The 10457-nt window shown below is 27.0% G+C and carries 10 protein-coding genes; all 10 read left to right on the top strand.

What is annotated here, in order from left to right; genetic code table 11:
- The first annotated feature begins 244 nt into the window (after nt 1-244).
- The 10 genes from AWT72_RS02720 (at nt 245) to rpsB (ending at nt 10454) form a co-directional block, all read left to right on the top strand.
- Nucleotides 245-1105 carry a serine aminopeptidase domain-containing protein gene (locus tag AWT72_RS02720; RefSeq protein WP_067140429.1) on the top strand — a complete coding sequence of 287 codons (861 nt, stop codon included), beginning with the start codon at nt 245-247 and terminating at the stop codon, nt 1103-1105.
- Between the two features lie 7 nt (nt 1106-1112).
- Nucleotides 1113-2480 (top strand): aldehyde dehydrogenase family protein, encoded by a 1368-nt coding sequence (locus AWT72_RS02715; RefSeq protein ID WP_067140426.1) that lies wholly within the window; start codon nt 1113-1115, stop codon nt 2478-2480.
- A gap of 17 nt (nt 2481-2497) precedes the next feature.
- On the top strand, nt 2498-3454 hold the full coding sequence (locus AWT72_RS02710; RefSeq protein WP_067140423.1) for an ROK family protein: 957 nt from the start codon (nt 2498-2500) through the stop codon (nt 3452-3454).
- On the top strand, nt 3451-5043 hold the full coding sequence (gene malQ, locus AWT72_RS02705) for a 4-alpha-glucanotransferase (RefSeq protein WP_231724044.1): 1593 nt from the start codon (nt 3451-3453) through the stop codon (nt 5041-5043). Before AWT72_RS02710 ends, malQ begins: the two co-directional genes overlap by 4 nt.
- Complete coding sequence (locus tag AWT72_RS02700; protein ID WP_231724043.1) at nt 5033-6250, top strand: replication-associated recombination protein A; 1218 nt, start codon at nt 5033-5035, stop codon at nt 6248-6250. Before malQ ends, AWT72_RS02700 begins: the two co-directional genes overlap by 11 nt.
- Nucleotides 6250-6696, top strand: coding sequence for a DMT family transporter (locus AWT72_RS02695; protein WP_067140419.1), 447 nt, complete (start codon nt 6250-6252; stop codon nt 6694-6696). The genes AWT72_RS02700 and AWT72_RS02695 overlap by 1 nt, the downstream gene beginning before the upstream one ends.
- Nucleotides 6693-7631 carry a tRNA dihydrouridine(20/20a) synthase DusA gene (gene dusA, locus AWT72_RS02690; protein WP_067140415.1) on the top strand — a complete coding sequence of 313 codons (939 nt, stop codon included), beginning with the start codon at nt 6693-6695 and terminating at the stop codon, nt 7629-7631. The genes AWT72_RS02695 and dusA overlap by 4 nt, the downstream gene beginning before the upstream one ends.
- Nucleotides 7632-7799: 168 nt before the next feature.
- Entirely contained in the window at nt 7800-9131 is a 1332-nt protein-coding gene (nox, locus tag AWT72_RS02685; RefSeq protein ID WP_067140413.1) for a H2O-forming NADH oxidase, read from the top strand.
- 12 nt (nt 9132-9143) lie between these two features.
- Nucleotides 9144-9473: a thioredoxin gene (gene trxA, locus AWT72_RS02680; RefSeq protein WP_067140410.1), complete on the top strand. Its 330-nt coding sequence runs from the start codon at nt 9144-9146 to the stop codon at nt 9471-9473.
- Between the two features lie 222 nt (nt 9474-9695).
- Nucleotides 9696-10454, top strand: coding sequence for a 30S ribosomal protein S2 (gene rpsB, locus AWT72_RS02675; RefSeq protein ID WP_067140407.1), 759 nt, complete (start codon nt 9696-9698; stop codon nt 10452-10454).
- Nucleotides 10455-10457 lie beyond the last annotated feature (3 nt).

The raw sequence follows: 10457 nt of genomic DNA, 5'->3' as shown, positions 1-10457 counted from the left end.
TTTTTTTTTCTAAAAAAAAAAAGAGAGTTGCAATAAGTAGTTTAAAAACTACCTATTTGCAACAGCCCCAATTTAAATTAGTGTTTTATAAAAAGTCTAATTGGTTTAGCAAAAATACTGGATAATAATTTTCTATAAGTATTATTATAAATAAAGGTTATTTTTCCATAATTTAAATTTTTATTTCAGTTTGAAAATGCATTTTTTTATGATATAATATAAACTATGAAAGAAGGGAGTTTTTATGGATTTTGAATTTTTTAATGATATCCCATATCTAAGTTATGAACATATTGAAAAAAAATGTAAAAATATAGTATTTATACATGATGCATTTGAACATATAGATAGATACGAACATTTTGCTAAATATTTCTATGACAAAGGCTTTAATGTATATGTTTTGGAGTTGAATGGACATGGTAAATTACAAACCAAAGAAGTTAGTGATTTTGGAGAAGGCGGTTTAGAGAAAATAATTGAAAATATAGATAATTTTTTATTATTCAAATTTAATAAATTAAACCATAATGATTTAATTTTATTTGGGCATGGTTTAGGTAGTTTAATAGTATCTGATTTGGCAATTAGAAAAGATTATAAAAATCTAATTTTATCAGCTCTACCTTTTGAAAAGACAATATCTATAAATTTATTGTTATTAAAAACAATGATAGAAGATCAATTTGATTTAAATGAAAGCAGTTTAAATTCATATAGAACTTTATACAATAAAAATTTTAAAGAAGAAGGGAAATATGCTTATTTAACTAGAGATAAAGAAGAATTGAAAAAATATGAGAAAGATATAAATTGTGGATTTAATGCCAAACCTATATATTTTTATGAACAATTAAAACTTATGAAAAAAGTTAAGAAATCATTGAATAAAATTAGAGAAGATGCTAATGTATTAATAATTTTTGGAAGTGAAGATTATAGTATAAATCAGGAAAAAGCAAAAAAATATATGGTTAAAATAAATAATAAGATAAGAAATATTAAATTAATAAAAAATGAGGGCGGAAGACACGATAATTTACACGAAATAAATAAATTTAAAATATATGATGAATTAATAATGTGGATAAATAAATTAAAGTAGGAGTTATATGGAAAAGATAGAAATTTTTTCTCCTGTAAATAAGGAGAGTTTAGGTTATGTAGAAGCTATGAATACTCAAAAAATTGATAGTATAATCATGGATTTAGAAAAATCTTTTGAGGATTTTAAAAATATAGAAATTATTAAAAGAGCAACTATGTTAAAAGAATGTGCAGTTTTATTAGAAAATGATAAAGAAAAATTAGCCAAAATAATGGCTATGGAAATCTCTAAACCATATAAAGATGCGTTGTCTGAGATAGATAGAAGTATAGAAATGATATATTATACTATTGAAGAAGCACTTCGTATTAGTGATGAAATATATGATGGTAGAGGATTAGGAGTTAATAAAAGGGCTTTAGTACATAGAGAACCATTAGGAGTGGTCTTATGTATTGCACCATTTAATTACCCTATAAATTTATCTATATCAAAAATAATACCAGCATTAATTATGGGAAATGTAGTCCTATTTAAACCACCTACACAGGGTTCTATTGTATGTAATGAAATGGTGAAAATATTAAATAAAGCATTACCTAAAAATGTGCTAGAAATAGTAACAGGTTATGGTAGAGTTATAGGAGATCATATAATAACTCATAAATCAATTAAGTTTATTAATTTTACAGGTAGTACTAATGTAGGAAAAGGCATATCAAATAAGTCAGAAATGAAAGGTCTTATGTTAGAATTAGGTGGAAAAGATGCTGCCATAGTATTAGAAGATGCTGATTTAGAAAAGGCTTCTAGCGAAATAGTAAAAGGAGCATATAGTTATTCAGGACAAAGATGTACAGCTATAAAAAGAGTTTTAGTTATAGATAAAATTGCAGATAGATTAGTAGAGAAAATAAAAGAAAAAGTAACTAAATTAAAAGTAGGAAATCCTATGGAAGAAGGTGTTTATATAACACCGTTAATAGATAGTAAAAGTGCAGATTTTGTAGAAAATTTAATAAAAGATGCAATAGATAAAGGTGCTAAATTAGTATTAAGTAATAAAAGAGAAGGGAACATAATATACCCAACTTTATTAGATAATGTAAGTTTAGATATGGAAGTAGCTTTTGAAGAACCTTTTGGTCCAGTACTTCCAATAATTAGAGTTTCAAGTGTTGAAGAAGCTATAAAAATAGCAAATATGTCTAATTATGGTCTGCAAAGTTCAGTATTTACACAAAACATTAAAATGGCATTTGATATAGCAAGAAAATTAGAAGTAGGTACAGTACATATAAATAATAAAACACAAAGAGGACCAGATAATTTTCCTTTCTTTGGAATAAAAGATAGTGGAATGGGAGTACAAGGTATAAAACATAGTATATTAAGTATGACAAAATTAAAAAGTATAGTAGTAGATATATAAAATTTGGAGGTTTATTAATGAAATATTATGGCGGAATTGACTTAGGAGGAACTAATACTAAAATAGGTGTTTTAGATGAAAATGCTAATATAATTTTAAAAACAAGCATTAAAACTTCATCTGAATATGGTTATGAAAAAACTATAAAAAGAATATGTGATACTCTTAAATCAGAATTAGAAAAAAAAGATTTGAGTATAAAAGATTTAAGTTGTGTAGGAGTAGGAGTTCCAGGTCCAGTTATTGCAAAAAGTAAAGTTAAAATGTTTAGTAATTTTCCATGGCCAAAAGAATTAAAAGTCGCAGATGAATTTAGAAAACTTTTAGAAGTACCAGTATATATAGATAATGATGTTAATGTAATAACATTAGGAGAAGTATTTGTAGGAGCAGGTAAAGGCTATAAAGATGTAATTGGAGTAGCAATAGGGACAGGTATAGGAGCAGGTGTAGTTAATTCAGGCAAAATAATTTCTGGTAAAATAGGTGGAGCTGGAGAATTAGGGCATGTAACTATCGTTCCAAATGGACTTTTATGTGGTTGTGGACAAAGAGGATGTTTTGAAGCATATGCTTCAGCAACTGGTATAGAAAGAGAAGCAGAATCAAGATTAAGAGTAAATAAAAAAACAAGCCTATATGAAATATATACTAAAAGACCTATAGAAGCCAAAGATGTATTTGATGCAGCAAAAGCAGGCGATGCAATGGCTATTGATATAGTTGATGATGAAGCCAATTATTTAGCATTAGGATTATCATATGTTTTAAATATTTTAGATCCTGATGTCATAGTTGTAGGTGGAGGAGTAGCCTTAGCAGGGGATTTTCTGTTTGATAAAGTAAAAGAAAAATTAAAAGCATATACATTACCTCCAATATTAGAAAATCTTAAAATAAAACAAGCAAAATTAGGAAATGATGCAGGTATATATGGTGCGGTATATCTTGCAATGACAGAGGAGAAAAAATGATAAAAAAGCAAAAAACTGATGATTTATTTGAAAAAACTATGAAGTCTTTATTAGGTGATTTTAAGAAAAAGGTTGAAATTACTATTGAAGAAAAAGATAATAGTAAATTGGATGAGTTATTAGAAAGAATTAGAGATAAAAGAGAAAGAAAAGCAGGTATATTAATGCACCCTAGTTCTTTTTCTGGGGAATATACAATAGGGACATTAGGTAAAAAAGCATATGAATTTATAGATTTTTTAGAAAAAGCAGGTCAAACTCTATGGCAAATATTTCCATTAGGGCCTACTGGGTTTAATGATTCTCCTTACCAATGTTTTTCAGCATTTGCAGGTAATCCGTATTTAGTAGATGTTGAAGAATTGGTTAATGAGCAATTATTAACTTATGAAGATATAGAAATTTTAAAAAATGATAACCCTTATTTAGTAGATTATGGGAAACTATATTATGCTAAAAATATGATTTTAGAAAAAGCATATAATAATAAAGAGAAGTTAAATGTTGAATTTGAAGAATTTAAAATTAAGCATTCATATTGGTTAAATGATTTTTCGCTATTTATGTCAATAAAAAAACACTTTAAAGGTTCATCTTGGCATAATTGGGATGATGATATTAGATTTAGAAATGAAGAAGCTATTGATAAATATAGTAAATTATTATCTCACGATATTGATGTACAAAAATTTATGCAATTTCTATTTTTTAGACAATGGTCAAAAATAAAAAAATATGCAAATAGTAAAAATATTGAAATAATAGGAGATATACCAATATTTGTATCTACGGATTCAGCAGATGCATGGTCAAATTCTAATTTATTTGTATTTGATAAAGTTACAGGAGTTCCACCTGATTATTTCAGTTCAACAGGACAATTATGGGGGAATCCAGTATATAATTGGGAAGAAATGAAAAATAATTCATATGAATGGTGGAAATTAAGAATAAAATCTAATTTAGAACTTTATAACATAATAAGACTTGATCATTTTAGAGGGTTTGAATCTTATTGGGAAATACCAGCAGAAGAAAAAACTGCTATAAATGGTAAATGGATAAAAGGGCCTGGCGAAGACCTTTTTAAAGAAATATTTGAAGAATTTCCTAATATAAATTTAATAGCAGAGGATTTAGGAGTACTTACTGATGAAGTTATTAAATTAAAAAATGATTTTGATTTACCAGGTATGAAAATATTACAATTTGCATTTAATAATGACCCTGATAACCTATATTTAGTACATAATTATGAGAAAAATTCAGTAGTTTATACTGGAACTCATGATAATAATACTACATTGGGTTGGTATAATAATTTAAGTGATGTAGAAAGAGCTCAAATAAGAGATTATTTAGATGTTAACGATGATGATATATGTTGGCATTTAATAAGACTTGCTCAAAGAAGTGTATCTAATATGTGTATAATACCTATACAAGATTATTTATGTTACGGAGAAGATGCAAGAATAAATACTCCAGGAGTTGCAGTTGGAAATTGGCAATGGAGAATAGGTGAGTTTGTTTTAAATGATGATTTAGCTAATGCTATATCACATATTACTAAGTTGTATGGAAGATAATATGGAACAATTAGGAATATATGAAAATAAATCTAAGCGTCCACTAGCATTTGAGAGTAGACCAATAGATTTAGATGATTTTTATGGTCAAGAAGAGGCTATGAAAATAATAAAAAAAATGTTAGATAAAAAAGAATTAGTAAATTTAATAATATTTGGACCACCAGGGACAGGTAAAACTACTATTTCTAAGATAATAGCAAAAAAATTAGGCTATAATTTTGAATATTTAAATGCAATAAATTCAGGAGTAGCTAATGTAAAAGAAACTTCTAATAGGGCAAAGGCACATAATCAAATGACTGGTGAAAAAACAATACTTTTATTTGATGAAATACATAGATTTAATAAGGCACAACAAGATTCTTTATTGCAAGATTTAGAAGATGGTAATTTAATATTAATAGGGTCTACAACTGAAAACCCTTATTATAACTTGAATAGAGCCATAATTTCTAGATGTGTAGTTTTAGAATTTAAGAAATTAAGTGATGAAGATATAGAAAAAATAGTGTTGTCTGTTGCTAAAAAAAATGATATAGAAATAGATAAGAACGCTTTAAAATATATATTATCTATTAGTCAAGGTGATGCAAGATATGCTTTAAATATATTAGAATTAATAGCAAAAACTGACTTAGAGACGGTAAAAAATGGAATAAATATAAAAAAAGAATATGATACAGGTGCTAAGTATGATAGAATATCAGCAATGATAAAAAGTATAAGAGGGAGTGATCCTGACGCTGCTGTTTATTGGCTTAGTTCACTTTTGGTTGGTGGAGAAGATTTAATGTATATAGCTAGAAGATTAGTAATATCTGCTAGTGAAGATATAGGTCTAGCTAATCCTACTGCACTTAATTTAGCAGTTTCTGCTATGAATGCAGTAGAAAAAATTGGTATGCCTGAAGCTAGAATAATATTAGCCGAATGTGCGATATATTTAGCGACGTCACCTAAGAGTAATACTGCATATAATGCTGTTAATAAGGCGATGCAAATAATATACGATAATGGTGTACAAGATATACCTTTCCATTTAACAAAGCAAGGAGCATCAAAATATTTATATCCTCATAATTATAACAATAATTATGTTAAGCAAAATTATATGAATAAATATTTAAACCTATATGTTTATGGGAATAATAAATATGAAAGTAAAATAAAAGAATATTGGAAAAAAATTAAAGGAGAACAATAATGATAGAAGGTAAATTAATATATATGATATTAGCATTAGTTGCAGGAATAGCGGTTACAGTACAAAGCCCTGTAAATTCAGCATTAGGAAAAGTTTTAGGGGTAGAAGTTGCAACATTTTGGACATTTTTAGCAGGGACAGTAGTTATAGCGATTTACTTTTTAATTAAAGGAATAAAATTACCTAGTATAGAAACTTTAAAAACAGTACCTTTATGGTGTTTTATGGGTGCTTTTTTAGGACTTATATTTGTAACATTATTAATAGTAATAATTCCACATTTAGGTGCAGGAACTGCAACAGTTTTAATAATATTATCTCAAATAATAACAGCTCTTATACTAGATCATTTTGGTCTTGTAGGTTTGAAAGTTAAATCATTTACTTTCATTAAATTAATAGGAGTATTTTTAATGACAGGAGGGGTATTGTTAATAAGCAAATGATGAATAAAATTAGTATAGCTCCTATGGTTGATAGAACTACAAAACATTTTAGAAACTTTTTAAGAATGTTTAATAAAAGTTCTTATTTGTATACTGAAATGATAACAGCACAGGCAATAATTAATGGAGATTTAGATAAATTATTAGATTTTAATGAAATAGAACATCCTATAGCATTACAGATTGCAACTCACGATGAGAAATTAGCACAAATTGCTATTAATAAAGCAAATAAATATAACTATGATAGCATAAATATTAATGCAGGTTGTCCATCTAATAGGGTTTCTGATAATATGATGGGTGCTTATCTTATGTCTGATATTAAGTTACTTAAAAAAATAATAAATAGTATTAAAGAAGTTACTGATAAACCAATAACACTTAAACATAGAATAGGTATAGATGGTAAGGGTATATTAAAAGATGATAGATTAATGAATAGCTATTCTGAATTATTAGAGTTTGTTGATGAAATATCAAGTGTAGGTATAAAAGATTTTACAGTACATGCTAGAATTGCAATATTAAAAGGGCTTAGTCCACATGAAAATAGGACTATACCACCATTAGATTATGATATGGTATATAAATTAAAAAAAGATAGACCTAATCTTAATATAGAAATAAATGGTGGGATAAAAACCATAGAAGAAGTAAATGAACATTTACAATATGTTGATAGAGTAATGATAGGGAGAGCAGCTTATGATAACCCTATGTTGCTTAATGAATATAATATTTCAAGATTTGAAATAATAGAAAAATTAATAAAATATGTAGAAGAAAATAAAGGTAGTAAACCATATCATACAACTATGCATACACTAGGACTATTTTATGGAACTAAGTATAGTAAAATATGGAAAAATGTAGCTGCTAATACTAATGTTAGTAGTAGAGAACTTAAGGAATTTTTAAAAGAATTTAACTAAAATTATAGGGGGAGTTTACTCTCCTTTTTGTGAAATGTTACATATAGTGAAAAAAAATGAAAAAAATTAAAATATATGATAATAAAAACATGTTTTATCAATTTAATTTACCAAAAATACATAAAATATGATATAATGGTATCAGCATAAGAAATGGGAGTTGAAAATATGAAAGTAGTTTTAGTAGGAGCAAATCATGCAGGAACAGCTGCAATAAACACTATACTTGACAATTATAAAGGAATAGAAGTTACAGTATTTGATAAAAATAGTAATATTAGTTTTTTGGGTTGCGGAATGGCATTATGGATAGGTAATCAAATAAGTACATCTGATGGTTTATTTTATTCAGATAAACCAACATTAGAATCAAAAGGTGCAAAAGTATATATGGAAACAGAAGTAACTAAAATAGATACAGATAATAAAATAGTATATGCACAAAGTTTAGATGGTAAAAAATATGAAGAGAAATATGATAAATTAATTTTATCTACTGGTTCACTTCCATTAAATCCACCTATACCTGGAAAAGATTTAGAAAATGTACAATTTGTTAAATTATTCCAAGATGCAAAAGAAGTTATAGAAAAAATTGAATCAAAAGATATTAAACATGTAACAGTAGTTGGAGCAGGATATATAGGTGTTGAATTAGCAGAAGCGTTTAAGAGAAATGGTAAAGATGTTTCATTAATAGATTCATCAGATTCAGTTCTTTGTTCATACTATGACGAAGAATTTAGAAATGAGATGGGTAATGTATTATCATCTAATGGAGTAGAATTACTATTTAATCAAAAAGTAGAAACAATATTAGGAAATCAAAAAGTAGAAGGTGTAAAAACTGATAAAAGTGAGTTTAAAACAGATATGGTAGTTTTATGTATAGGATTTAGACCAAATACTGATTTATTAAAAGATAAATTAGAATTACATCAAAATGCTTATAAAGTAAACAGAAAACAAGAAACTAATATAAAAGATGTTTATGCAATAGGAGATTGTGCAACTGTATATGATAATTCTATTGATGATATAAACTACATAGCATTAGCAACAAATGCAGTAAGATCAGGTATATTAGCAGCACATAATGCTTGTGGAACAGAATTAGTATCACCAGGAGTACAAGGATCTAATGGTATATCTATATATGATTACAATATGGTTTCAACAGGATTAACAGAAGAAGCAGCAAAAAGACTAGGAATGGAAGTTTTATCAACTAGTTTTGAAGATGTACAAAAAGCGGACTTTATAGAAAATTCGCCAAATGAAAAAGTTAAAATAAAAATTGTTTATGAAAAAGGAAGTAGAAGAATAGTTGGAGCTCAAATAGCTTCTAAACACGATGTGTCTATGGGAATACATTTATTTTCATTAGCTATACAAGAAAAGTTAACAATAGATAAACTTAAATTGTTAGATATATTCTTCTTACCTCATTTTAATAAACCTTATAATTATATTACAATGGCAGCGTTAGGTGCTAAATAAAGGAGGAAAAAAATGGCAAAATTAATTCATTATGAAGGTGGAAAAGAATTAAAAGATTTATTAGAAGTTGTTAAGGAAAGTGAAGTTACATTAGTTGATTTCTTTGCTACTTGGTGTGGACCTTGTCGTGCATTAGGACCAGTATTAGAAGAACTAGTAGGAGAAGTAGACTATAATGTAATAAAAGTTGACATAGATCAATACCAAAGTTTTGCAGTTGAATACGGTGTTAGAAGTATACCTACAATAGTAGTATTTAAAAATGGAGAAGTTTTAACTACATTAGTTGGTGGAAGAGATAAAAACACTTTAAAAAATGAAGTAGCAAAAATAATAGGATAATAAGAATATAAACATAATATGTACCAATAAATGATTTTAATTTCATTATTGGTACATTTTTATAATAAAAACCCTAAGAAAATCATACATTTTTGTTTGACAATTAGACTAAAAATATGGTAATATATCTTGAATAAACATGTCTGTATTTTTTTAGTGCATGGTGAACTTAGGTTTGCACTAAATTATGACAGAAGAAATAACCAAATAGGAGGAATTAGAATGGCTGTAATAAGCATGACACAATTATTAGAAGCAGGTGTACATTTTGGACACCAAGCAAAAAGATGGAACCCTAAAATGAAACCGTATATTTACGCAGAAAGAAACGGTATACACATTTTAGATTTAAGACAAACATTAACTGCAACTGAAAAGGCTTACGAATTTGTAAGAGAAATTTCAGCAGAAGGTGGAAAAGTATTATTTGTAGGAACAAAAAAACAAGCACAAGATGCAATTAAAGAAGAAGCATTAAGATGTGGTGGATTCTATGTTAACCAAAGATGGTTAGGTGGATTATTGACTAACTTACAAACAATAAAAGGTAGAGTAAAGAGATTAAAAGAACTTGAAGAAATGGATGCAAGTGGAGAATTAGATAATTCATACACTAAAAAAGAAGCAACATTACTAAGAAAAGAAATGTCAAAATTAGAAAAAAATGTTGGTGGAATTAAAGAAATGCATAAATTACCTGCTGCATTATTTGTATTAGACATAAAAAAAGAATTTTTAGCACTAGAAGAAGCAGCTAAATTAGGAATACCAGTTATAGCATTAGTAGATACAAATGTAGACCCTGATTTAGTAACATATAGAATACCAGCTAATGATGATGCTATAAGATCATTAAAATTATTTACAACAGTAATTGGTAATGCAGTTATAGAAGGTCAAGGTGGCTTAGAAGAAGTTGCGGTAGAAAAAACTGAAACTGAAGAAGTAGTATTAAATGAAGAAGTAGTAGTGGGGGAATAAAAT

It is taken from the genome of Oceanivirga salmonicida (assembly GCF_001517915.1).
Classification (GTDB): domain Bacteria; phylum Fusobacteriota; class Fusobacteriia; order Fusobacteriales; family Leptotrichiaceae; genus Oceanivirga; species Oceanivirga salmonicida.
The sequence above is the reverse complement of the archived record's forward strand: the minus strand, read 5'-3'. Positions and strand labels throughout refer to the sequence as shown.